This is a genomic window from Pseudomonas sp. LjRoot277 (assembly GCF_964253845.1).
GTDB lineage: Bacteria > Pseudomonadota > Gammaproteobacteria > Pseudomonadales > Pseudomonadaceae > Aquipseudomonas.
Map to the genome: position 1 here is coordinate 142,084 of NZ_CAXURI020000001.1, position 22,679 is coordinate 164,762.

Annotated in this window: 19 protein-coding genes; 10 read left to right on the top strand and 9 right to left on the bottom strand. The window is 58.6% G+C overall.

Annotation, left to right across the window (positions count from 1 at the left end; genetic code table 11):
• Positions 1-33: 33 nt before the first annotated feature.
• The 7 genes from ACSQ87_RS00695 to ACSQ87_RS00725 form a co-directional block, all read right to left on the bottom strand.
• The gene (locus ACSQ87_RS00695) at positions 34-1,338 is read right to left on the bottom strand and encodes an MFS transporter (RefSeq protein WP_436273155.1); all 1,305 of its coding nucleotides are present in this window, start codon (positions 1,336-1,338) and stop codon (positions 34-36) included.
• Positions 1,339-1,384: 46 nt separating this feature from the next.
• The gene (gene moeB, locus ACSQ87_RS00700) at positions 1,385-2,512 is read right to left on the bottom strand and encodes a molybdopterin-synthase adenylyltransferase MoeB (protein ID WP_436273156.1); all 1,128 of its coding nucleotides are present in this window, start codon (positions 2,510-2,512) and stop codon (positions 1,385-1,387) included.
• Between the two features lies 1 nt (position 2,513).
• A complete protein-coding gene (locus tag ACSQ87_RS00705) occupies positions 2,514-2,786 on the bottom strand; it encodes a MoaD/ThiS family protein (protein ID WP_436273157.1) in 273 nt (90 codons plus the stop codon).
• 3 nt (positions 2,787-2,789) lie between these two features.
• Positions 2,790-3,506 carry a hypothetical protein gene (locus ACSQ87_RS00710; protein ID WP_436273158.1) on the bottom strand — a complete coding sequence of 239 codons (717 nt, stop codon included), beginning with the start codon at positions 3,504-3,506 and terminating at the stop codon, positions 2,790-2,792.
• A gap of 60 nt (positions 3,507-3,566) precedes the next feature.
• A complete protein-coding gene (locus ACSQ87_RS00715) occupies positions 3,567-4,235 on the bottom strand; it encodes a TfuA-like protein (RefSeq protein WP_436273159.1) in 669 nt (222 codons plus the stop codon).
• Positions 4,216-5,433, bottom strand: coding sequence for a YcaO-like family protein (locus tag ACSQ87_RS00720; RefSeq protein ID WP_436273160.1), 1,218 nt, complete (start codon positions 5,431-5,433; stop codon positions 4,216-4,218). The genes ACSQ87_RS00715 and ACSQ87_RS00720 overlap by 20 nt, the downstream gene beginning before the upstream one ends.
• Before the next feature lie 89 nt (positions 5,434-5,522).
• Entirely contained in the window at positions 5,523-5,699 is a 177-nt protein-coding gene (locus tag ACSQ87_RS00725; protein ID WP_436273161.1) for a hypothetical protein, read from the bottom strand.
• 747 nt (positions 5,700-6,446) lie between these two features.
• On the opposite strand from ACSQ87_RS00725, the gene ACSQ87_RS00730 reads away from it, so the two are divergent.
• From ACSQ87_RS00730 to ACSQ87_RS00750, 5 genes are all read left to right on the top strand, one after another.
• Positions 6,447-7,349, top strand: a complete 903-nt coding sequence (locus tag ACSQ87_RS00730) for a LysR family transcriptional regulator (RefSeq protein ID WP_223431347.1) — start codon at positions 6,447-6,449, stop codon at positions 7,347-7,349.
• A gap of 132 nt (positions 7,350-7,481) precedes the next feature.
• Entirely contained in the window at positions 7,482-8,108 is a 627-nt protein-coding gene (locus ACSQ87_RS00735) for a glutathione S-transferase family protein (protein WP_436273162.1), read from the top strand.
• A gap of 63 nt (positions 8,109-8,171) precedes the next feature.
• A complete protein-coding gene (locus ACSQ87_RS00740; protein ID WP_436273163.1) occupies positions 8,172-10,202 on the top strand; it encodes a pyridoxamine 5'-phosphate oxidase family protein in 2,031 nt (676 codons plus the stop codon).
• A 170-nt stretch (positions 10,203-10,372) separates the two neighbouring features.
• Positions 10,373-11,569, top strand: coding sequence for a DUF3142 domain-containing protein (locus ACSQ87_RS00745; RefSeq protein WP_436273164.1), 1,197 nt, complete (start codon positions 10,373-10,375; stop codon positions 11,567-11,569).
• Entirely contained in the window at positions 11,556-13,670 is a 2,115-nt protein-coding gene (locus tag ACSQ87_RS00750; RefSeq protein WP_436273165.1) for a hypothetical protein, read from the top strand. Before ACSQ87_RS00745 ends, ACSQ87_RS00750 begins: the two co-directional genes overlap by 14 nt.
• 3 nt (positions 13,671-13,673) lie before the next feature.
• Here the strand turns inward: ACSQ87_RS00750 and ACSQ87_RS00755 are convergent, their stop codons facing one another.
• Entirely contained in the window at positions 13,674-14,303 is a 630-nt protein-coding gene (locus ACSQ87_RS00755; protein WP_436273166.1) for a LysE family translocator, read from the bottom strand.
• 145 nt (positions 14,304-14,448) lie between these two features.
• Here ACSQ87_RS00755 and ACSQ87_RS00760 point away from each other — a divergent pair, with 145 nt between their 5' ends.
• The gene (locus ACSQ87_RS00760) at positions 14,449-14,922 is read left to right on the top strand and encodes an Lrp/AsnC family transcriptional regulator (RefSeq protein ID WP_163910566.1); all 474 of its coding nucleotides are present in this window, start codon (positions 14,449-14,451) and stop codon (positions 14,920-14,922) included.
• A gap of 121 nt (positions 14,923-15,043) precedes the next feature.
• On the opposite strand, the gene lpdA is transcribed toward ACSQ87_RS00760, so the two are convergent.
• Positions 15,044-16,444 carry a dihydrolipoyl dehydrogenase gene (gene lpdA / locus ACSQ87_RS00765; RefSeq protein ID WP_223431341.1) on the bottom strand — a complete coding sequence of 467 codons (1,401 nt, stop codon included), beginning with the start codon at positions 16,442-16,444 and terminating at the stop codon, positions 15,044-15,046.
• Positions 16,445-16,659: 215 nt separating this feature from the next.
• Here lpdA and hflK (ACSQ87_RS00770) point away from each other — a divergent pair, with 215 nt between their 5' ends.
• From hflK (ACSQ87_RS00770) to ACSQ87_RS00785, 4 genes are read left to right on the top strand one after another with little or no spacing between them, the layout of a single operon-like run.
• On the top strand, positions 16,660-18,618 hold the full coding sequence (hflK, locus tag ACSQ87_RS00770; RefSeq protein WP_436275069.1) for a protease modulator HflK: 1,959 nt from the start codon (positions 16,660-16,662) through the stop codon (positions 18,616-18,618).
• Positions 18,615-19,667 carry a protease modulator HflC gene (gene hflC, locus ACSQ87_RS00775; RefSeq protein WP_436273167.1) on the top strand — a complete coding sequence of 351 codons (1,053 nt, stop codon included), beginning with the start codon at positions 18,615-18,617 and terminating at the stop codon, positions 19,665-19,667. Before hflK (ACSQ87_RS00770) ends, hflC begins: the two co-directional genes overlap by 4 nt.
• Positions 19,664-20,722 (top strand): protease modulator HflK, encoded by a 1,059-nt coding sequence (gene hflK, locus ACSQ87_RS00780; RefSeq protein ID WP_223431339.1) that lies wholly within the window; start codon positions 19,664-19,666, stop codon positions 20,720-20,722. Before hflC ends, hflK (ACSQ87_RS00780) begins: the two co-directional genes overlap by 4 nt.
• Complete coding sequence (locus ACSQ87_RS00785; protein WP_223431338.1) at positions 20,719-22,629, top strand: cation-translocating P-type ATPase; 1,911 nt, start codon at positions 20,719-20,721, stop codon at positions 22,627-22,629. The genes hflK (ACSQ87_RS00780) and ACSQ87_RS00785 overlap by 4 nt, the downstream gene beginning before the upstream one ends.
• The last annotated feature ends 50 nt before the right edge of the window (positions 22,630-22,679 follow it).

Here is a 22,679-nt window from a genome sequence, read left to right on the forward strand (position 1 = left end):
CATTTGTAATAGGCGGGGGTACGGCGAGGCGCTTCAGTGCGCAAACGCTTCAGGGTATTTGCCCAGGTAGGCATCATTGAGCTGCGTATCTGGGGAACGCATGAACGTTTTGAAATCGGGTACCAGAAAGACCAGCAGAGACAACAGCAACACCATGACGCCTAGCAGCGTGATTGTCAGTGCGACCCCCAGATAGGCGATCAGGGTGTTCATCGCAAAACTGCCCAAGGGGCTGGCTGCCGCAGACAGAAATGAAACCGTGGCAAAAATCCGGTTGCGATGGAGCTTGGGCGTCGCCAGCAGCCTCACTGCGGAGGTGGGGATGTTGATCAACATCAGGCCTACGCCGCCGCAGAAAAAGCCTGCGGGTACGATGAACGACGATGAAACGGTGCCGACAACCACCAGGTTGCACCCTAGTAATGCAAAACCTGCGGACACACACATGTCACGGGGAACCCGGTCGGATAACCAGCCGATGATCTTGTAACTGCCCGCCAGAATGCCCAGCCCGAAGCACGAGTCCAGAAGGCCAATGTAAGTGATCGGGTACTGGATGACGTCCTTTACGTACAGTGGAATCAGAATGGTGAAGAACGGAAACAGGGCAAAGTTGATCAGCATTGCAATGATGGCCAGGTAAAATTCGACTTTCACTCCGTAAACCACTTTGAAACCGGAATAAATCATGCTGAAGCCGCTGGCACCCGGTGTTTTTTCGCCTTGGCCAGTGGCACCGATGTGGCTCGGGATGGTCGCGATCAACACCCCGGCGATGAGAATCGCAAAAAAATCGGCAACAAAGGCGAGCGTGATACCGAACCCGTAAATCAACCCGCTGGCCAGTACCGGCCCCAGCAGAATCGAAAAGGACGACATCACGCTTTTGGTCCGAAAGGCCACGGAGACTTTATCGTCGTCTGCGAACAAAGGAATGATCGACGCCTGGAGAGGGTCGCGCACGCCAACGATCGCACTGCTGATCATCATCAGCGCGCCCACCGTCCAGGGGTTGAACGACCCCGTGGCGGAAAGCACCACCATCAACAGCGCTGTCAGCAGGCTGATCCATGAGGCCAGCTTGATGATCAGGATTTTGTTGTACTTGTCCCCCAGCCATCCCAACAGGGGTTTGGCTAACACCTCCGCCGCAATGGAACAGGCAATCATGTTGGCGAAGTAGAGTGCAGAGCCTGTTTCCTGCAAGGCCCACCAGGCCACCGCCAGTTGATTGCACCGTCCACCCAAAACCATAAGCAAAAAGCTGAATTGCACTTTCAGCAGACGCCGGTCTATGCCGGGAAAGCCCCATGTAATGCCTGAAAAATTTGCACTCATTGACGTACCTTTGATCCTGATAGGGCGACTGTGCAAGCAAAGGCGTTCAAGAAACGACCGGGTGACGCTCATCAGGGTAGATCGAGAGATATCGCTCGATGCCACCCTCAAGGCTATAGAGTTCCGCGTCCTGGGTGACGCTGCGAACTGCCATTAGGGCTGCCTTGCTCCTGACACCGGATTTGCAATAGAAAACGATACGGCGGGTGGTATCGAGCTCTTCCTGGCGCTTGATGATGTCTTTGAGCGGAATCAGTCCACCGCCCAACGAACCTTGCCGATGCTCGCTGACGTCGCGCACATCGACCAATTGAAATGGCGCTTGTGTCGCTATCCAACCATTTAGTGTTTCGGGTGACAGCCAGTCGCTGTCGCGCCACTCAGGTGTGGTCGCGGTGCCAAGCGTTCCAGCAGGGGGCCGGCTCCGTGCTTTCTTGTTTATGCTCAACAGGTGGAAAGTGTTGTCCAGGCCGTCGATAGACAACAATTGCCCGCTCAATGGCTCCCCGGCACGGAGGATGAGCTTGAGTACTTCATTGGCCTGAAAGCAACCGAGCAAACCAGGTATGACGCCAAGAACTCCCGCTTCCGAGCAGTTTTGTGTCAAGTGCGGTGGCGGCGGAGTTTCGAACAGATCCCGGAAGGACGGCCCCCGTTGTTGGGTGTGTCGGTTGTAATAATTAAATACCGACACCTGCCCCTCGAACTGACTGATCGAGGCATAGACCATCGGTTTTTCGCACTCCATACAGGCGTCACTGATGAGGTATTTGGCGTCGAAGTTATCAGTGGCGTCGACGATGATGTCGTATTCCGTCAGCAGCGACAGGACATTGTCCGGGTTCAGCGTCGTGGCAACGGTGTGGACAACGATGTCGGGGTTCAACTGGTTGATGTGGCGCTTGGCTGCCAACACTTTCAGGTCGCCTACATCGGCAATCGAATAGAGAATTTGTCTGTGCAGATTGCTCACGTCGACGATGTCGTTATCAATGATGCCGATCGTCCCAACGCCAGCACCTGCCAGGTACAGGAGTACCGGGCAGCCCAGACCCCCGGCACCGACCACCAGCACCTTGCTGTCTTTTAGGCGCTGCTGCCCCTCAGCGCCGACCTCGCTGAGGATGATCTGGCGGGCGTAACGGGAGGTGTCCGTCTTCAGGTTGCATTGCATGTCAGCCACCTGCCACGGCGTTGATCAGAATCAATTGCGCGTTACTGTCCAAGGGACAACGGCGGTCATGCTCACTGGTCACGGGCATACCGTCGACGAACAACCCCACGAACGGCAGCGGGTGCAGGTCCTCAGAGAAGACCGGGCCAATCAGGTCGGGAAACCGTGCGGTCAGGTTGCTCAGTACATCGCTGACACACAGGCCCTCAGTGGCGTGTGTTTTATGCTGATCGGTGTACGACATAAATTGCCGGGGAAAGTGTACGACTGCCATGAGTCATCCTTGAGCGGTGTCAGTTGTCAGTTCGCTGGAAAACGCATCCAGCCTGGAGGTGATCAGTTTTCCGATTTCGGACAGTTCGGCCGAAGCCTTGAGAGTGGCCAGACTTTTGAGGAAATACTGGTGCAAGTAGTCGAGTCGTTCGGGACGAGCTCGCACGGAACCGCTAGCGAGTAACCGCTGGTGATAGTTCACGGCGCTGACCGCAAACAGACACGCCAGTAAAACTCCCCTGGGATTCTTGCCGTCGGTTCCTGATGGCAGTATGTAGTTGTTCGAACTGTCCTTGAGCTGGAAGTCATAAATCTCGGCAATCAAACTGGACCAGATATGGGACAGTTCATGCACCAGTAACTCTTCAAGGTCCGTAATGCTGGTAAACGCGGCTTCACCCAGAAACATTTGTTGCGGCAGCACGGGATTGGTCAGGCTGACTTGTTGAGTCAGTAACTTATGTATTTTAACCGGTAGGTCCAATAACCCGGTCCATTCCGGCAGCAAGGCTTTGAGGTTGCTCTTCGCTTCGGCCAACATGACCTGCTCGGCGTTACCGAGCGCTTGATGAGGTGGAAATTCGGGTGCACCTTCGACGTGCCGGTTATACAGGCGGGTGGCAAAGCCTGGTTGTAAATAGGCGGTTAAAGGTAACTCGCCGCTCTCGATATTTTTACGTACAACAGCGACAAGCGTTAAAAGTTTTATGCTGTTGAACATGGGGTGCACAAAGGGCAAACCGTTTATTTCACACAGTATCTCTGATGGCGACATTCTGTTTTACCGTCTCGTCCATGGTTGCAGTTTGAGAAAATCGATCAAGTCCAAGCTCTTTATTCTGTAGGCAGAAAAGTTGGCCAGGGCGCTGTCTATTTGTTTCGCCGCGACAGGGAGTACCAGCAAGGCTTCTTTCAAACAATTTAGAGTTCGATGTCCGTACCACATGTTTTTCAGGTAATGAAGTAGATGTTGTTCTTGCTCTAGCGTAATGATCTGTTCGGTCGCCCACTGTCTTAAAAACTTCCTGATATGAATAAGTGGTTCGCTGAGTGAAAGAAAAGGCTCTTGTGCTTGATGTATCAGGGTCACTTCGTCGTCGGACATGTCTGGGTCGCTGGCGAATTGTCGATACACTTCACCAAAACCTGTCATTCCCAGCGTATCCATTTCACAGGCGCGAATGGCGCCCATAGACGACAGTCCCCAAATGCGCCAACCCGCGCCCAGGGCGTCGAGTATCTCGGCATGGCCGACAGCAGGGTGCGCATGGAACACACCATCGACAATGGCCAGATCCGAGGGGTGCGATTGCGCCACCAGACGCTCGATATCGCCACGTTTGACGGGCGGGCGTAATATCAGGCCGTCACTGCACAGTAACTGACTGTCTATTCCTTGCAGGGAGGGGCCAGCAAACAGTGTGCAAACCTCAAGCGCTTTGTTTGACATACGTACTTAACCTCGGACCGACCCTTTTCAAGCCGGGTTCAAAGGTTTCAAGCCCCGGAATAATAATTCTGACCACAGTGATGTCGTCCGTCGCTTTGCTGAGCAAGACCCTTAGCACGGTACTGAGCCCGATGCGCTGCAACCGCTCGATGAGCAAATCCCAGGTCGATTCGATCGTGGGGATTGCGGCTTCCTGGCATTCGATGGAGGAGTAATCGATCATCTGGTCCCGGGAGGTAGCTACGGTACGCAAGCGTGAGATGGCCTGAAGTTCGGCCGAACGGCCCTTTTTCTCGAAATATTTGACGCGCTCGATGATGTCGTCCCGGCCGCCGTGTATGTGGCTTAAACGGCTTTGGGCCGCCTCGCAGATGGCCCGGATCAAGGAGATTTCCTTGATGGGATGCAACCCTGAACCGGTGGCGACAGAGATGGGCGCGTGGGAGGACTCTTCCATAATAAAAGCCTGAAAGTAGGCCAGGCCAAAACAGTTCTCGGTGTAACGAACCGACAGGCTCAACCCCGCGTCATTGATTTTCTTGATCAGGGCATCAATTTCTGCGCTGTAGTGGTCCAGATTGATGAGGCAGGAGCGGTCATGCAGGTGATTAAAGGCTTGAACATCTCGCTCCATGAGTTCGCATACAGCGTGTACCGAGGCTTCCACCAAGTCATTGCCTGAAGCCAGGCCACTGGAGCTTTCCCCGAAGAGTTGTTGCCCGGGGTTTTCGGGGTAGGGAATGAACACCAGTTCGGCGGGGGAAAGCACCTTTTGCTTGCGCAATACATCTTCAACTTCGATGGCCATGATGAGCGAGTCGGCGTCGGCAGAGACGCCATACAACATGCAGAACTGATTGAACGCTATTCGTCCTTCGTGGCTTTCAATGAGTTGCCTCGGCGTGGTCTTTAACAGCTTCAGTTGCGCCGTATTGTATTGCGCAAGGCTGAACTCGATGGCTTCCATGTATGCGCCTATCTTGGCTTCTGCTGGTCTGAGGCCTTTACCCGCATTTACGCACAGCGAACCCTTCAATGCACCGGGTCGTATACTGGCAAACACCGGAATACCAATGCGGTCCAGCCAAGTTGTGTCGGTCACTCGGGTAATGCCCACGCGCGGGGCTATATTGTTGACGATAATTTTTAATGTTTCTTCGGCACTGCGTCGACGAAGGCTCGAACTTAGTCTTTGCATAATGGATCACCTTTTAGTGATTAAAGGTATCAGCAAGTATCATGTTCGACACAATAGAAAGCGGGAGGGAATTACTTCCCTCCCGTTTTTCAGGCTGCGATTTTTACGTCTTCAGCCAGAGCCAGCGTCAACACGTTGTTGTTCGACTGATGTGCCACAAAACCGGCGTGCATGAGGCTTTCATCGTTCAGAATGACGGAAAATTTTTCCGCAGTTTCTGCGTCCAGTTGAAGCTCGAAGGTTACATCATTAACTTTAGAATCCATTAACTGTTACTCCATCCTTAGTATTGCGTTTGAGAGGGTCTGTTGCGCAACACCTAGATTTTTTACAGATGAGGGCGGGAATGTCAAAGAATTAATTTATATCCTCAATCGGGTTTGGTTTAACTGTAAGTGTCTTTCGGACGTTGCCTGCACAAACAAGAGAATATTCTTACAGGGTTGCGGGTAATTCGAAGGAAGTTTTAGTTGGGTTTTTTTGTCAGCCGAAAAAATAGGTTTGTTGCATAGACCCATGATTAATAACTGGTAATTGATATTCTTGAATGGTCTTAATGTGGTTTATTCACAGATTTCAATTTTCTTATTTTTTCTCCCTTGAAGGAGCTTCGATAGGAACAAGCTAAACGATTTATTTTTCGCAATGGCCCCCGGCGACATCATCGATTTTTTTTCAATTTCGCAGAATTTACCTACAGTCTCGTCATCCCATTATTTAAGAACACCCTAGATTTCGACTGGAATTCGATTGTGTAGCAGGACCAGGTGGTAAGTGAAAGATGCGGTTGTCCAGCGACCTGAATTATCCATCGGCATGTGCAGAACCCCTTGGATACTCTGATCACCGCTCGGGCTCATGCCAGATAGTTTCGATAAAGCTTGGCTGATTTAAATTGTCGTCAGAAAGCATGTGGGTCCATAACCTAAGCGTAATCTCTTCCTCGGGATCAGGGTCAACCTACAAGCAGCTGACGTGACTGCAATCTTTTGATTTTCAATGAGGACACGCCCATGGACCGATTCCAGGAAATGCAGGTCTTCGCTGCCGTCGCCCAAGACCAAGGTTTCTCGGCGGCGGCGCGGCGTTTGGGCCTGTCGGCCGCCAGCGTCACTCGAGCCGTGGCGGCGCTGGAGAAACGCATCGGCACGTTGCTGCTGACGCGCACCACCCGCAGTGTGCATTTGAGCGAGGCGGGTCAGCGTTACCTGGAAGACTGTCGGAGGATTCTCGCCGAGGTACAGGAAGCCGAGGACTCGGCGGCGGGCAGCCACACTCAACCGCGTGGGCAACTGACAATTACCGCACCGGTGTTGTTTGGTGAGCTGTTTGTCACGCCAGTGATGGTGAATTATCTGACGCAGTTTCCTGAAGTCAGCATCAATGGGTTGCTGGTCGATCGAGTGGTCAGCATGGTCGAGGAGGGCATCGATATCGCCGTGCGGATCGGTGAGTTGCCCGACAGTAATCAGCACGCGATTCGCGTGGGTGAGGTTCGGCGGGTGATTTGCGGCTCGCCGGAATTCCTGGCGGCCCATGGTCGACCTCGACATCCTCAGGATCTGGCTCAGGCGCCGGTTATTGCGACGTCCTCTATCGGTCAGTCGAAAACCTGGCCGTTCCTCGAAGGGGGAGAGCCGCTGAGTGTTCGACCAGCGCCGCGCCTGGTGGTGACGGCGAATCAGGCGGCTATTACGGCGGCGTGCCTGGGTTTGGGGCTGACCCGGGTTCTGTCTTATCAGGTCGCGAGCAAAGTCGCCTCCGGTGAGTTGGAAATCGTTCTGGCGGATTTCGAACTTCCGCCCTTGCCTATCCATGTGGTCTATCAGGGTGGGCGCAAAGCCCCTGCGCGGATCCGCAGTTTTGTGGATTTTGCAGTGAGCGCGCTACGTGAGCATCCGTCCTTGCAGGCGTGATGGATTATTTCTCTGAGTGAAATAATGGATTGCGTTGGCTGGTTATTCTGTTGTTTTGGTTGCGGGTGGAAGATAGCGCCCCATCGGTGCTGAACACTGTTCAATAGGCGCCACCACCCAGCGGAGTCGACCATGCAAGCGATCAAGCTCTATAACTTCCCACGTTCCGGCCACGCTCACCGTGTAGAGCTGATGCTGTCCCTGCTGCATCTGCCAACCGAGCTGATCTTTGTCGATTTGCCGAAGGGCGCGCACAAACAGCCGGATTTCCTCGCGCTCAACGCTTTTGGTCAAATTCCGGTCATCGATGATCAAGGCGTGGTGCTGGCCGACTCCAACGCGATTCTGGTTTATCTGGCGCAAAAATATGGCAACGGTCGTTGGCTGCCAACCGATCCGGTCGGGGCGGCCAAGGTTCAGCGCTGGTTGTCGATTGCCGCTGGGCCGATTGCCTTTGGCCCCGCCAGAGCGAGGCTGATCACGGTGTTTGGGGCGGCTTACAACGCTGAAGAGGTGATTGCTTACTCCCACACCGTGCTCAAAGTGATCGATCAGGAACTGGCTGCAACGCCGTATCTGGCCGGCGCCGAGCCAACCATTGCTGACGTTTCGGCCTACAGCTATATCGCCCATGCGCCAGAAGGCAACGTGTCCTTGGAGGACTACGCCAACATCCGCGCTTGGCTGGCGCGGATCGAAGCCTTGCCAGGGTTTGTCGGCATGCCGCGCACCGTTGCCGGTCTGCAAAAAACTGCCTGATGCTTACGGCCCGACACTCTCGGGTCGTTCACACTGCGCCGATGGCGCAGGGGAGAAGTCGTTGTGGACCGTTCACCTTGGCACGCCGGCGAGAAACAATTGCAGGCTCACGTAGGCATTGCCGAGCGAATGGAGGTGCTCGGTCGTAAGGTGATTCGTAGTGAAATGCCGGATCAGCACCGCACGTTCTATGAGCAACTGCCGTTCATGCTGTACGGCGCGGTGGATGCCGACGGTAATCCTTGGGCCAGTATTCTTGACGGGCCGCCGGGTTTCGCTCACTCGCCCACGCCGGGTGCGCTGCAATTCAGCAGCCTGCCGGGCGCTGAAGATCCTGCGCAATTGACGGAGGGCGCGGCGATCGGCCTGCTGGGAATCGAACTGCACACCCGTCGCCGCAACCGCCTCAATGGCCGAGTCGGCGCGATGACGGCGAGCGGCTTCGATGTGGCGGTGGAGCAGTCCTTCGGCAATTGCCCGCAATACATTCAATTGCGCCAGTTTCACTCGGTGCCGTTGGCGGATCCGTCGACTCGCATCGCGCAACACCTCAACGGGCTGGATGAAGCGGCCAGAACCCTGATCGCGGGAGCCGATACGTTCTTTGTCGCCAGTTACGTGGACGTCGATGGCCAACGTTCAGTGGACGTTTCTCACCGCGGCGGCCAGGCCGGTTTCGTACAAGTAGAAGGCAATCGCCTGACCATTCCGGATTTCGCCGGCAACCTGTTTTTCAACACCTTGGGCAATCTGCTGCTCAATCCCCGGGCCGGTTTGCTGTTTATCGATTTCAATTCGGGAGACCTGCTGCACCTCAGCGGTCGCACCGAAGTCATTCTTGAAGGCCCACAGGTCGAGGCGTTTCAAGGGGCCGAGCGCTTGTGGACATTCGAGGTGGAAAGCGTGGTGCGTCGGCCCGGCGCGCTTGCTCTGCGCTGGCGCTTTGACGGTGTGTCGCCCACCAGTTTGCTGACCGGCACCTGGGAGCAGGCCAACGCCCGTCTACAAGCCCAGGCGTTGGGCGATCGTTGGCGGCCGCTGCGGGTGGCGCGCATCAAAGAGGAAAGCCACAACATCCGCTCGATCTATCTGGAGCCTGCCGATGGGGCGGGGTTGCCAGTGTTTCAGGCCGGGCAGCATTTGCCGCTGCGGTTCAACATTGCCGGCGTGGTGCACATCCGCACTTACAGCCTGTCGAGCGCGCCGTCCGATGACTTTTTCCGCATCAGCGTGAAGCGTGAAGGCTTGGTGTCTTCGCATCTGCATGAACAGGTGCGCGTCGGTGATCTGTTGGAGGCCCGCGCGCCTCAAGGGCATTTCACCGTGGCACCTAATGAACGTCGGCCACTGGTGCTTCTGGCTGCCGGTGTCGGCATCACGCCGCTGCTGTCGATGCTGCGCGAAGTGGTTTATCAAGGCCTGCGCACCCGCCGCATCCGGCCGACCTGGTTTTTCCAGAGCTCTCGGACGTTGGCCGATCAAGTGTTTCGTCCTGAGCTGGATCGCTTGCTTGATGGCGCAGGTGACGCGGTCAGGGTGCTGCGTCTGGTGAGTCAGCCGGAAGCGGGGGCTTTGGAGGGTGAGGATTTCGACCTGACGGGGCGGATCGACACCGCGCTGCTCAAGACCCTCGTTGAAGTGGAGGACTACGATCAGCTGGATTTTGTCCTCTGTGGCCCGGGAAGTTTTACCCAAGGGCTGTACGACGGTCTGCGGGAACTGGACATCCGTGACGCAAGGATTCACGCCGAAACCTTCGGCCCCTCGACCTTGCGCCGGGTGCCGGACCCCGATGCGGTGATCATCGAGCAACCACCCGCAGCTACCACCTCGGTGCCGGTGGTGTTTCAGCGCTCGGCTAAGGAGGCTCGCTGGCAACCGGACGGCGGCAGTTTGCTGGAGTTGGCGGAAAGCCGTGGATTGCGCCCGGAATTCAGTTGTCGCGGCGGTTCCTGCGGGACCTGCAAGACTCGTCTGATCAGCGGCCAGGTGAATTATCCACAGCCGCCGGCCGAAGTGCCGGATGACGGACAAGTGCTGATTTGTTGTGCGATTCCGGCGCAGGGGTCGCAGCCTTTGGTCCTCGACTTGTAGCAGCTGCCGAGCCTGCGAGGCTGCGTTCGGCTGCGAAGCAGTCGTAAAATCAGACACAGCGGTTCTTCAGATACACCGTGCACGTAGTATTGGCGACTGCTACGCAGCCGAACGCAGCCTCGCAGGCTCGACAGCTGCTACAAAGGATCTGATTCGGCTCAAGGGGATTTATGTATTTTTTCGCTCGTCTGTCGGCGTTGATTGTCGCGGTGGCGTTGCTCAGCGGTTGCGAACGACAGGACGCGCCAGCGCTCGATCAGCAACTCTACGTCTGGCAACGGCAATGGACACCGGCCCACGAAGCGGCGCTGAGAGACAGCCGCGCTGACTTTTCCACCCTGCGGGTGCTGGCCTTGCAGGCATTCCCTGAGGCGGGTTGGAGCCGGGCGCGGATTGATCCAGCGCTGCTCAAAGGTGATGGTCGGCCGCTGATCGCGGTGATTCGTCTCGATGGCCAGCTCAAGTCGCTGGATCGGGACGCAGTCACCGCGCAGATCCTGCAGGTGCTCGGCGATTGGCAAGGTCAGGGGTTGAATCTCTCCGGCGTGGAAATTGACCACGATGCCGGTAATGTTCGGCTACTGGCCTACCGCGAATTTCTTACGCAGTTGCGCGCAGTTCTGCCGGCCACTATTGCGCTGAGCATCACCGCGTTGCCGGCCTGGCTCGACAGTCCCGAATTGCCGGCATTGTTATCCACAGTCGACAGCAGCGTGTTGCAGGTGCACGCGGTGAGCGATCCGCGTCTTGGCCTGTTCGACCCGGATCTGGCCCGACAATGGACCAAGGCCTGGAGCCGCATCACTTCGAAACCTTTCTATCTGGCGCTGCCGGCCTATGGTGTGGCGTTGTTGCCGGGAGGCGGCGGTGCACCGGTAGTGGAAAGCGAAGTGCCGATCGAACAGGGCGGAAAACGCCGGGAATTGCTCGCCGATCCGCAGCAACTGAGCCGGCTCGGGAGCGAGTTGCGCAACGATCCACCGGCGCATCTGGCGGGCCTGATCTGGTTTCGTCTGCCGCTGGCCAGCGACCGCCGGGCCTGGAGCCTGACGACCTTGAGCGCCGTGGCGCGTGGCGATGCCCTCGACAGTCACCTGGCGCTGAAACTCTCCGCGCAAGAAGGCCTTTATGACATCAGCCTCAGCAATCAGGGCAACCTCGACAGCGCTTGGCCCGAACGCCTGACTCTCGCGGTGCAGGGCTGTGACGGTGCCGATGCGCTGGCCGGTTATGCGTTGCAACAGCGTCCGGATCTGCTTACCTTCACCCGCCTGCGCGACGGTCGAATACCGGCCGGCGGGCAGCGCGCCGTGGGTTGGGCTCGTTGCGAACATATTGATCAAGGAGGTTCGAATGTTGACCCGTAACTGGCCCCGCCATCTGCTTTGCCTGAGCCTCAGTCTGCCGCTGGGTTCGGCGCTGGCCTGTGGGCCGGACTTTCCGATGCGTCTGCTGGACAACCGCGGCCAGTCGCTGGCGGAATTGCCGGAAGGTAACTTCAGATTTGAAATCAGTCGCCTCGGGCATGCGGTCGCCGGGCTGAAGAATGTCACCGAAACCGCCTATAACATGGATGCGCCCGACTCCGCAGAACAGCGGGACAAGGCTGAACAATCCGGTTTGACGGCTGAGCAGCAGGTGCTGGTGAAACAGTTACGCAGCCTGACCGATGCGCATGAAGTCGAGATTCAGGGCGCGAACCTGCCGGCTGAACTCAAGCTTTATCTGGCCGGTGCTGTGGCATTTAATGCCGGTGATCATGGACTGGCCGCCGAGTACTTCCAGAAGGTGCTGGCATTGCCAGCGGATCAACGGGCGTTGCGCAGCACCTGGGCGGCTTACTCGTTAGGCCGGGCGCTGTTTGCCATGAGCTACGAAGCGGACGCTGGCCCTGACTTGTTGGCTCAATCTCGAAAGGCCTTCGAGCAGACCCGTCAACTGAGCATCGACGGTTTTAGCGATCCACTGGAACTGGGCGTCGCCAGTCTTGGCGAAGAGGCCCGCGTGGCCCGCACCGCCGGCGACTGGAACCGCGCCATCGAACTCTACGCCACGCAAAACCTTCAGGGTTCGGCGGTGGGTTACACCTCGTTGAAACTGTTGGTGGCCGACCTCGCGGCGATGCCTGACGATCAACTGGCCGTGTTGCTCAAGGGCAAACCGGTGCAGCAACTGGTGACAGCGTCGTTGATCAGCCGACTGGGCTGGTCATTCGGTGATCAACCGCCGAATGAATTGAAACTGATCAAACTGCTGCAGAACAGCACCCGCGGCAGCCTCGATAATGCTGATCGCCTGGCGGCGGTGAATTATCAACAGGGTGATTACGCCAGCGCCAAGGCGTTCCTCGAACACGCCGGTGATGGCGGACTGGCGTGGTGGCTGCGGGCCAAACTGGCCGTGCGCGATGGCGATAAAAACGCGGCTGCCGCGGCGTATGCCAAGGCTGCCCAGGCCTTCCCGCAGAACGAGTCGTGGGGTGAGCGGCGCACGCCAGACTGGGACTTCGAAACGCTCCAGCCCAAGTGCCGGGTTGAGGGTGAAAGCGCGATCCTGGCGTTGCAACGCGGGGATTACCTGCAAGCGTTCGATCAGCTTTATCGCAGTAAAGATATCTACTGGTTCGACGCCGCCACGGTCGCCGAGCGCGTGTTGACTGTCGATGAGCTCAAGCAATACGTCGACACTCAAGTGCCGGCGCCGCCACCTTTGACTCAGCAGGATCGCGATAACTACGTGCAGTTACCGGTGGCGGCGAAACTGCGCAATTTGCTCGGGCGGCGCTTGTTGCGCGAAGAGCGGTACGACGAAGCGCCAGCCTATTTCGATAACGCCGATTTGCAGGCCAAGGCCAAGTGGTACGGGCAGTTGCGCCACGACGCTGAATCAAAATGGTGGCCGACCAAACGGGCATTCGCTTATTACTATGCCGCGACACTGGCTCGTTTCGACGGAATGGAGTTGTTGGGCTACGAGCTGTCCCCGGATTACGCCACCTTCGGCGGCAATTACAGTCTGGAAGCGCCCCAGCTCAAGGTTGGGCCGCTGATGGCCGAGGGCGAAATGCGGCGTCAGCAAGCCACGGTGGCGCAGCCTGATGAGCGTTTCCACTACCGTTTTGTCGCCACGGCGCTGGCGAGCAAGGCCGCTGATCATCTGCCCCACAGCAGTCAGGCGTTTGCTTCGGTGCTGTGCAAGGCTTCGTCGTGGGGCACCAGCCTGCAAGAGCAAAGCGCTTTCTACCGTCGGTATGTCGAGGAAGGCCCGTATGTGGTCTGGGCCGGCGATTTTGGTCACCAATGCCAGGAACCGGACTTTCAGAACGTCGACAAGCGCTATGTGACCCAGGTCACCGACGCCGCGCGCTCGCAGCTGCGGCCTTACAAAACACCGTTGCAGATTGGCGGTGTGATAGCGGTCACGGCGGCGGCGCTGTTGCTGATCAATCGCCGCCGCAAGACGCGGTAAGGCTCAAGCCTGTTGCACAAAGGTCAGCCGCACGGCGAAGCCGATCAACAGGCTGCCAAACAGCCATTGCTGCAGGCGCTGGGCTGAAGGACTGCGATGCAGCCAACGGCCAAGCGCTGCGCCGGTCAGTGCGTAAGCGCTGTCGAACAGCAAGCCGACACCGACCAGCACAATCCCGAGGGTCGCAAATTGCGCGAGCACCGGCCCGGCGTTCGGATCGATGAACTGCGGCAGCAGCACCGAGCAGAACAGCAATGCTTTGGGGTTGAGCAGGTTGGTCAGCAAACCGCGTTGGATCGCTGCACGCCAGCGAGGTTTCTCGGTGGTGGCGTCTGCTCCGTTCAAGTTCGGCAGCATTGTGGTTCGCAGGCATTGAATGCCGATCCACAGTAGATAGGCGGCCCCGGCCAGGCGTACCACGTCGAACGTCCAGGGCGCAGCCTTGAACAGTGCCGCCAACCCCAACGCTGCCAACGCCACATGGCATCCCCGGGCCACACCCAGACCCACCGCAGTCGCCAGCGCCGCGCCTTTGCCCTGACGAGCACCGGTCTGCAACAACAGGATCATGTCTGGGCCCGGTAACAGATAGACCACCGCCAGCGCCATGAAAAACACCCAGAGTCCTGCCATGTTGCACCCCATTCGTTATCGATTCGGTACGGCCAGTCTAGGGCTGAAGGGCAGGGCAGGTGGTTGCGTAGTTCGCTTCTAAAATGCTTCCGGTTGGCATAACCTGCCACTCAATTGCAGGTAAACCATCAGGATCTGCCAAACCATGAAACTCGACGCCTACGACCGCAAGATTCTCGCAGCGCTGCAACGGGATGGTCGCCTGAGCAATGTGCAACTGGCTGACGAGATCGGTCTGTCCGCCTCGCCTTGTTTGCGCCGGGTTCGGATGCTCGAAGAAGCCGGGGTGATACGCGGTTACCAGGCCAATCTGGATCGCGACGAAGTAGGGCTTGGGCTGACGGTATTCGTCGGGGTCAAGGTCGAGCGGCACAACGATGAGCAGGCCGAATCCTTTCGCCTGGCCGTGACCGCGTTGCCCGAGGTGATTTCGGCCTTTCTGGTGTCAGGGGAATCGGACTTTCTGCTGCAAGTGGTGGTGCCGGACCTGCGTGCCTATGACCGTTTTCTCACGGGGCGTTTGCTGAAGTTGCCGGGTGTAAGCGACATTCGCAGTAACTTTGCGATTCATACGGTGAAGACGCCGGGGGCGTTGCCGCTGGAGCATTTACCGCTTTAGACCGAGTCGCCCCCTTCGCGAGCAGGCTCGCTCCCACATTTGATCTGTGGCGTTCACAAAACCAATGTGGGAGCGAGCCTGCTCGCGAAGGCGATAGACCCGCCACCGCTAACCTCCAGGCTTACATCTGCGTCGCCATCCCCTCCACATTCATCGCCGCCTGACGCAAAGCCTCGGAGCGGGTCGGGTGTGGATGGCAGGTCAGGGCAATGTCTTCGGCAGAGGCGCTGAATTCCATGGCCACGCAGTACTCGCCAATCATTTCACTGACGCTTGGACCCACAAGGTGCACGCCGAGAATCTCGTCGGTGCGCTCATCGGCCAGCACTTTGGCGAAGCCTTCGGTTTCGTGATTGATCTTTGCCCGGCTGTTGGCGGTAAAGGGAAACTTGCCGACCTTGTACGCACGACCTTCAGCCTTCAGTTGTTCTTCAGTCTTGCCGACGCTGGCCAGTTCGGGTTTGGTGTAGATCACGTTGGGGATCAGATCGTAGTTGACCTCGGCCGCCTTGCCGACAATCTGCTCGATGCAGACCATGGCCTCGTCTTCGGCCTTGTGGGCGAGCATTGGCCCGGACGTCACGTCGCCGATCACCCAGATGCCAGCTGCTTCGGTGCGATGGCCCTTGTTGGCGAGCATGCCGCGTTTATCCGTGGCGAGACCTACGTTTTCCAGCCCCAGGCCTTGGGTGTAAGGCCGGCGTCCGATAGACACCAGCACGTAATCAGCTTCAATCGTTTCGGCCGTACCACCGGCGGCGGGCTCGACCCTGAGCTGAACGCCGGTCGCCGAGGTTGTGGCGCTGGTAACTTTGGAACTCAATTTGAAGTTGATGCCCTGTTTACTCAACGAACGTTGCAGCGTTTTACCTGCTTCACTGTCCACTCCGGGGCAGATCCGGTCGAGAAACTCGATTACCGTCACCTGAGCGCCCAAACGCCGCCACACCGAACCCAGCTCCAGGCCGATCACTCCGGCGCCGATCACCACCAGATGCTTGGGCACTTCGGTCAGCGACAACGCGCCCGTCGAATCGAGGATGCGTTTGTTGTCGATGTCCACACCGGGCAGGGGAGTGGGCTCGGAACCGGTGGCGATGATGATGTTCTTGGTGTTCAGTTCGGTCTTGCCGCCCTGGCTGTCGGTCACCGTCACTTTGCCGGGCCCGTCGATGTGGCCCCATCCCTTGACCCAATGGACTTTGTTTTTGCGAAACAGAAACTCGATGCCCTTGGTCAATCCGGCAACGCTTTCATCCTTTTGTTTCATCATCTGCGCGAGGTTAAGCGTGGGTTTGACGTCAATCCCCAGGTTGGCGAATTCCGTGCCCATGGCGGCGTCGTAGAGTTCGGAGGCGTGCAGCAGCGCTTTTGATGGCATGCAACCGACGTTCAGGCAGGTGCCGCCGAGCGTGGCGCGTCCTTCTACGCAAACCGCTCTGAGGCCCAACTGACCGGCGCGGATCGCCGCGTTATAACCACCGGGGCCTCCGCCCAGAATCACGACGTCATAGATGCTCATGGTGTACTCCTGGAGTGAATCGGATCGGAATGGGTAAACGTAGTCCTTGGATAAAATTACGAACGTAATATGTGCGTTCCGCAGCATTTCGGTCAAGGCTTCAGTCAAGCGACAGGTTGAGCGCCTTTAGATAGTGCATTTAAGAACGGAAATTTCACGGCTTTCGTTATACCGTAACGTATTGCGATATGAGCAACGATAAACACTGGGGTGGTATGCAAGTCGATCTCGATGTCGATGGGACGCAAGTAGCCGGGCTGCCGCGTTTCCAGCAGGCGGTTTTTCAAGGGCGACGATTGCGTCAGTTCGCAATCGGTCTGGGCGCTCTGGCGGCGACAGGTTGGTTGCTGGCGTTTTTTGTCGGGCTGTTTGCGCCGCAGTCGCTCTGGCCCGCGTTGCTGGTGAATCAGAGCGCCGGTTTGCTGGTGCTGGTCGCCGGTTTGCAATCGGCCTGGTGGGTGACGCAGTGGCGCGCGCGGGTGTTGAACCCGGTCGTGCAGGTCGTCGTTGCTGACGAAGTCGTTGCCCCGGTGGGCTGGTACGAACGGCTGCTGGATCGGCTCAGCCAGCGATGGCTGCGAATGCTGGTGCAGATCGGCGCCCCGACGCTGTGGCTCGCGGGTTGGTCGCTGCTGACGTTATTGAGCATCGAACAAATCTGGAACCTTGCACTGGCGCCGACCGCACTGGGATTGTCGGCCAGTGTCGGTGCGGCGCTGTCGTTGTTGCTGGCCTTCGGTTTGCTGGTGCTGGAGCGACAACTGGCGCAGGAAAACGTCGCGCAATGGCCCGAAGCTGCGTCGTTGGCGCAGCTGACACGGGTGGCGATCATTGGCCTGGTGCTCAGCGCTTTGTGCCTGTTGTTGGGTAGCGAAACCTCGGTATGGCCGGTGCGTCTGGCGGTACTGATTGGCTTGCTGCCAGGGTTGGTCGCCGCCGAGCTGCTGTTGCGCGCCCTGCTGTCGTTGTTCAGTCCGCAGCGCGAACAACTCGAACCTGCCTTGCTGGCGCGCAGCTTCGTCGCCGACATGCTGCGTTGGCCGCCGCAACCTTTGCTGGCGTTGCAGCACGAATTGCACAACCGCTTCGGTATCGACCTGCGGCAGATTTGGGCCTTCACCTACATGCGTCGGGCTTTTTTGCCGGTGCTGGCCGTGGTCTCGATTGTGGGTTGGTCACTGACCGGCATTCACGAAATCCCCATGCAAGGGCGGGGCATCTACGAGCGATTCGGCAAACCGGTGGAGGTGTTCGGTCCCGGTTTGCACGCAGGTTTGCCCTGGCCGCTGGGCCGAGTGTTGAGCGTCGAGAACGGTGTGGTCCACGAGTTGGCCACCAGTGTTGGCGACACACCGGCGCCGGTGGTGGCCGAACCCGCCGAAGGCCCGGCGCCCGCGATTGCCAATCGCTTGTGGGACGCCAGCCATGTGAACGACAAATCCCAAGTTATCGCCAGCAGCCGAGCCGACAAGCAGAGCTTCCAGATCGTCAACATGGACGTGCGTTTCGTCTACCGCATCGGTCTGAGTGATCAAGCGGCGTTGGCCGCAACCTACAACAGCGCTGATGTCCCGACGCTGATCCGCAGCACCGCCAGCCGAATTCTGGTCCACGATTTCGCCTCGCGAACCCTCGACGGTTTGCTCGGTGAAGACAGGGTAGGGCTCGCCGAAGAGATTGGTCGGGCGGTACAGGCGGACTTGCAGAAACTCGACAGCGGCGTGGAAATTCTCGCCACCGTGGTCGAGGCGATTCATCCGCCGGCCGGTGCTGCCAATGCCTATCACGGCGTTCAGGCTGCGCAGATTGGCGCCCAGGCATTAATTTCCCGCGAGCGTGGTGCGGCGGCGGAGGCCACCAACCAGGCGCAATTGCAGGCCAGCATCGCTCGCGATCAAGCAACGGCCAGCGCTCGTGAAATCAACGCTACCGCTCAAGCGGCAGATCTGCGGTTCAGCGCCGAACAAAAGGCCTACGCCAGCGCCGGCCAGGCCTTCGTGCTGGAGCAGTACTTCAGCCAACTGTCCCAGGGCCTGGCCAATGCCAGGTTGTTGGTGCTTGATCATCGTCTGGGCGGCAACAGTAATGCGCCGACTATCGACTTACGTACGTTCACGCTGCCGGCTGACCTTGCGCCGGCGCGTAAAACCGCTCAGCCAGGAGCTGCCAATTGAGCCAGTCGCACACTCACGATCACGATGACCACACTGGCCACGATCACGATCACGATCACGATCACGGCCATGGCGGGCATCACCACGGCCATCACCACCACGGTGATCCCCAAGAAGCGGGCCCGTTCCCATGGCGGCGAATGGGTTGGGCAGCGTTGCTGGTGGCGTTCGCCATCGCGGCAGCGAGCCTGGTGCAAGTGCGTTCGGGGGAGGCGACGGTGATCACCCGTTTTGGTAATCCATCGCGGGTATTGCTGGAACCAGGTCTTGGCTGGCGTTGGCCTGCTCCTTTTGAAGCGGCGATTCCTGTCGATCTGCGACTGCGCACGACCTCGAGTGGTTTACAGGACGTGGGTACGCGGGACGGTTTGCGCATCATCGTTCAGGCTTATGTGGCCTGGCAGGTTCAGGGCGATCCGGACAACGTGCAACGCTTCATGCGTGCTGTACAGAATCAGCCGGACGAAGCAGCGCGGCAGATTCGTACGTTTGTGGGTTCGGCTCTGGAAACCACGGCCAGCAGTTTTGATCTGGCTAACCTGGTGAATACCGACGCCAATCAAGTTCACATCGCTGATTTTGAAGCGCAGTTGCGTCAGCAAATCGATCAGCAGCTGCTCACGACTTATGGTGTGCGGGTGGTGCAAGTCGGCATCGAGCGTCTGACTTTACCGTCGGTAACCCTCACCGCTACGGTCGATCGCATGCGTGCCGAGCGTGAAACAATCGCCACCGAACGCACGGCCATCGGCAAGCGCGAAGCGGCGCAAATCCGCTCCGCTGCCGAGCGTGACGCGCGCATCGTGCAGGCCGACGCCACGGTAAAAGCGGCGGACATCGAAGCACAATCGCGCGTTGAAGCCGCGCAGATTTATGGCCGCGCCTATGTCGGGTCGCCTCAGCTCTACAACCTGCTGCGCTCCCTCGACACACTGGGCACCATCGTCACGCCCGGCACCAAACTGATTTTGCGCACCGATGCCGCGCCGTTCCGGGTGTTGGTTGACGGTCCACCGACCCTTGATAACAAGTCCGGGTCGCAGCCATGAAATTAGTTCCACGTGGAACAAATGAGTTAAGCAGTCCCTGGATTCAGGCGGGACGATTGGCTTTTTTGGCCCTTTACGCCGTGACAGTGCTAGCCGCTTTGGTGTGGGCGTTATCCAATGTGCGGCAGATCGATCCGCAAAATCGCGCGGTGGTTTTGCACTTCGGCGCGCTGGATCGCATCCAGAATGCTGGCTTGCTATTGGCCTGGCCCCGCCCGTTTGAGCAGGTGATTTTGTTGCCCGCGGCGGACCGGGTGATTGAGCGTCGGGTGGAAAATCTGCTGCGCACCGATGCCGCGTTGCAGGCAGACCGGGCAGCGAGTTTCGCCACACCGATCAGCGATGCACTCGCCGGCTCGGGTTATTTGCTCACCGGTGACGCGGGCGTGGTGCAACTGGATGTGCGGGTTTTCTACAAAGTCACCGAGCCGTACGCCTTCGTTCTTCAAGGCGAACATGTGTTGCCGGCATTGGATCGATTGGTGACTCGCAGCGCGGTGGCGCTCACGGCAGCGCGAGATCTGGACACCATTCTAGTGGCGCGACCGGAACTCATCGGCGCGGATAAACAGGCTGCCGAAAGACGTGAACGTCTACGCGGTGATCTGGTGCAAGGCATCAATCAGCGCCTGGCTGACCTGACCGCGACCGGGCAGGGATTAGGAATAGAAGTGGCGCGAGTCGACGTGCAATCGAGTCTGCCCGGGCCAGCGGTCAACGCCTTCAACGCTGTTCTGACCGCCAGTCAACAAGCCGATAAAGCCGTAGCCAATGCGCGCACTGAAGCCGAGAAACTGACTCAGACCGCCAACGAACAAGCCGATCGCACGCTGCAAGTCGCTCACGCCCAAGCGAGCGAGCGGCTGGCCAAAGCCTCGGCGGACACGGCCACGGTATTGAGCCTGGCCAAGGCGCAGCAGCAGGGCACCGACCCGCAAATGCTGCTGCGCATCTACCGCGAGCGAATGCCGAAGATTCTCGGTCAGGCCGGCTCGGTGACCACGGTCAATCCGAAAGACGATTCCCGCCTGATCATTCAGGGAGCTGCTCAATGACCACCCAAACCGCCGCCGCACCGAGCATGTTGTCCTCGGCTGAACAACGCAGCGCCGCCCGGCAATTGACCCTGGCCATGCTCGCATTGGGCCTGCTTGCGCTCGGCCTGACCTGGCGCTGGTTGTCGCCGGAGCAGACGGGCGTCAGTCAATTGCTGCTGGGCTTTGCTTCGTTACTGGTGGCCGTGCCCGTGATGCGTTCCGCCTGGTACAGCCTGCGTTATCCGAGCTTGCACGGGATCACGGATCAATTGATCGCGTTGGCCATGCTCGGGGCGTGGGCCACGGGTGATCTGCTGACCGCGGCGTTGCTGCCGATCATCATGATCTTTGGCCACGTGCTGGAAGAGCGCAGTGTGATCGGTTCCCAGGAGGCGATTCGCGCCCTCGGCAAACTGACTCGCAGCCATGCGCGCAAAGTTCAGGCCGACGGCTCCATCGTCGAAGTCGATAACGGCACACTCAAGGCCGGCGACCTCGTCGAGGTGCGCGCGGGTGATCGGGTGCCGGCGGATGGTCGGGTGTTGTCCGGTCAGGCGAGCCTGGACACCGCTTCGATTACTGGCGAATCGGTGCCGATGGAGGCAGGCGTCGGCATGCAAGTCTTCGGCGGCGCGATCAACCTCGACGGTCTGCTGCGCATCGAGGTGACCCGCACTGGCAATGAGTCGACCCTCGGCAAAGTCATCGCGCTGATGCAAAGTGCCGAGCGTTCCAAACCACCGATCACGCGTTTGCTGGAACGCTACGCCGGCAGCTACATGGTGCTGGTGTTGCTGCTGGCCGCCGTGACCTGGTTCGTCACTAACGATGCTCAGGCCATGCTCGCGGTGTTGGTGGCGGCCTGTCCTTGTGCATTGGTGTTGTCCGCGCCGGCCACGGCGATTGCCGGGGTGGCGGTGGCGGCTCGTCACGGGATTCTGATTCGCAGCTCCGCGTTCCTCGAAGAGTTGGCAGACCTGACTTCACTGGTGGTCGACAAGACCGGAACCCTGACCTTCGGCACCTTGCGTTTGCAATCCATCGACAGCCCAATCGAGGATCGCAGCCACGTCCTTAAACTCGCTGCCAGCCTCGGTTCTGCCAGCAGTCATCCGGTCAGCCGCGCGCTCGCCGGGTTGGTCACCCAGGAACATTTTCTGCTGCTCTCCGACATCCACGAACGTCAGGGGCTGGGCGTGGTGGCGATGACGGAGCAGGGCGAGGCGGCGCTTGGTCGTCCAGAGTTATTCGCGCAATTGGGCATCGCCACTTCAAGTGTCCCCGACCACGATGGCCCGATTGCCGGACTGGCGCTCAACGGTGAGTTCCTCGCCTGGCTGCTGCTGGCCGACAGCGTCAAACCCGAGGCTCGATTTGCATTGAGCGAGCTACGCGAATTGGGGTTGGGCCGGCAGTTGCTGCTGACAGGTGATCGGCAAAGCGTCGCGCACACATTGGCGCGTGATGTCGGGATCAGCGACGTTGAAGCTCAAGCGTTGCCCGAGGACAAACTCAATCGCGTGCTGAAGGAAATCGGCAGCGGCTTCCGGCCGATGGTCGTGGGAGATGGGATCAACGATTCGCTGGCGCTCAAGGCCGGTGTGGTCGGCGTGGCGATGGGCGCGGGCGGGGCGGACATCGCGCTGGCCTCGGCCGATATCGTCCTGATCGGCAGCGACCTGCGTCGACTCGGTACATGTGTGCGTTTGAGTCGCCAATGCCGGCACACGTTGCAGGTTAACGTGATCATCGGTCTGGGCTGGACGTTGGCGATTGTAGCCTTCGCCGCCTTCGGCTGGCTCGGTGCTGCGGGCGCGATGATTGCTGCGCTGCTGCACAACTTCAGCACCTTGCTGGTGTTGGGGAATGCCGGGCGTTTACTGCGTTTTCAGGAACCATTGCTCAAGCTTGAGGATGAGGATTGAGTACGCCGGGTGAATGCTCTAAACAGCATGAACACGGGCGATTTCAAGTT

Bases quoted from the DNA above. Each gene is read 5' to 3' on its own strand.
- ACSQ87_RS00725 (WP_436273161.1), bottom strand. From the start codon at position 5,699: ATGGATTCTAAAGTTAATGATGTAACCTTCGAGCTTCAACTGGACGCA.
- ACSQ87_RS00695 (WP_436273155.1), bottom strand. From the start codon at position 1,338: ATGAGTGCAAATTTTTCAGGCATTACATGGGGCTTTCCCGGCATAGAC.
- ACSQ87_RS00730 (WP_223431347.1), top strand. From the start codon at position 6,447: ATGGACCGATTCCAGGAAATGCAGGTCTTCGCTGCCGTCGCCCAAGAC.
- ACSQ87_RS00750 (WP_436273165.1), top strand. From the start codon at position 11,556: ATGTTGACCCGTAACTGGCCCCGCCATCTGCTTTGCCTGAGCCTCAGT.
- ACSQ87_RS00785 (WP_223431338.1), top strand. From the start codon at position 20,719: ATGACCACCCAAACCGCCGCCGCACCGAGCATGTTGTCCTCGGCTGAA.
- ACSQ87_RS00760 (WP_163910566.1), top strand. From the start codon at position 14,449: ATGAAACTCGACGCCTACGACCGCAAGATTCTCGCAGCGCTGCAACGG.
- lpdA (WP_223431341.1), bottom strand. From the start codon at position 16,444: ATGAGCATCTATGACGTCGTGATTCTGGGCGGAGGCCCCGGTGGTTAT.
- ACSQ87_RS00710 (WP_436273158.1), bottom strand. From the start codon at position 3,506: ATGTTCAACAGCATAAAACTTTTAACGCTTGTCGCTGTTGTACGTAAA.
- ACSQ87_RS00745 (WP_436273164.1), top strand. From the start codon at position 10,373: ATGTATTTTTTCGCTCGTCTGTCGGCGTTGATTGTCGCGGTGGCGTTG.
- hflK (WP_223431339.1), top strand. From the start codon at position 19,664: ATGAAATTAGTTCCACGTGGAACAAATGAGTTAAGCAGTCCCTGGATT.
- ACSQ87_RS00755 (WP_436273166.1), bottom strand. From the start codon at position 14,303: ATGGCAGGACTCTGGGTGTTTTTCATGGCGCTGGCGGTGGTCTATCTG.
- ACSQ87_RS00715 (WP_436273159.1), bottom strand. From the start codon at position 4,235: ATGTCAAACAAAGCGCTTGAGGTTTGCACACTGTTTGCTGGCCCCTCC.
- moeB (WP_436273156.1), bottom strand. From the start codon at position 2,512: ATGCAATGCAACCTGAAGACGGACACCTCCCGTTACGCCCGCCAGATC.
- ACSQ87_RS00720 (WP_436273160.1), bottom strand. From the start codon at position 5,433: ATGCAAAGACTAAGTTCGAGCCTTCGTCGACGCAGTGCCGAAGAAACA.
- ACSQ87_RS00735 (WP_436273162.1), top strand. From the start codon at position 7,482: ATGCAAGCGATCAAGCTCTATAACTTCCCACGTTCCGGCCACGCTCAC.
- ACSQ87_RS00705 (WP_436273157.1), bottom strand. From the start codon at position 2,786: ATGGCAGTCGTACACTTTCCCCGGCAATTTATGTCGTACACCGATCAG.
- hflK (WP_436275069.1), top strand. From the start codon at position 16,660: ATGCAAGTCGATCTCGATGTCGATGGGACGCAAGTAGCCGGGCTGCCG.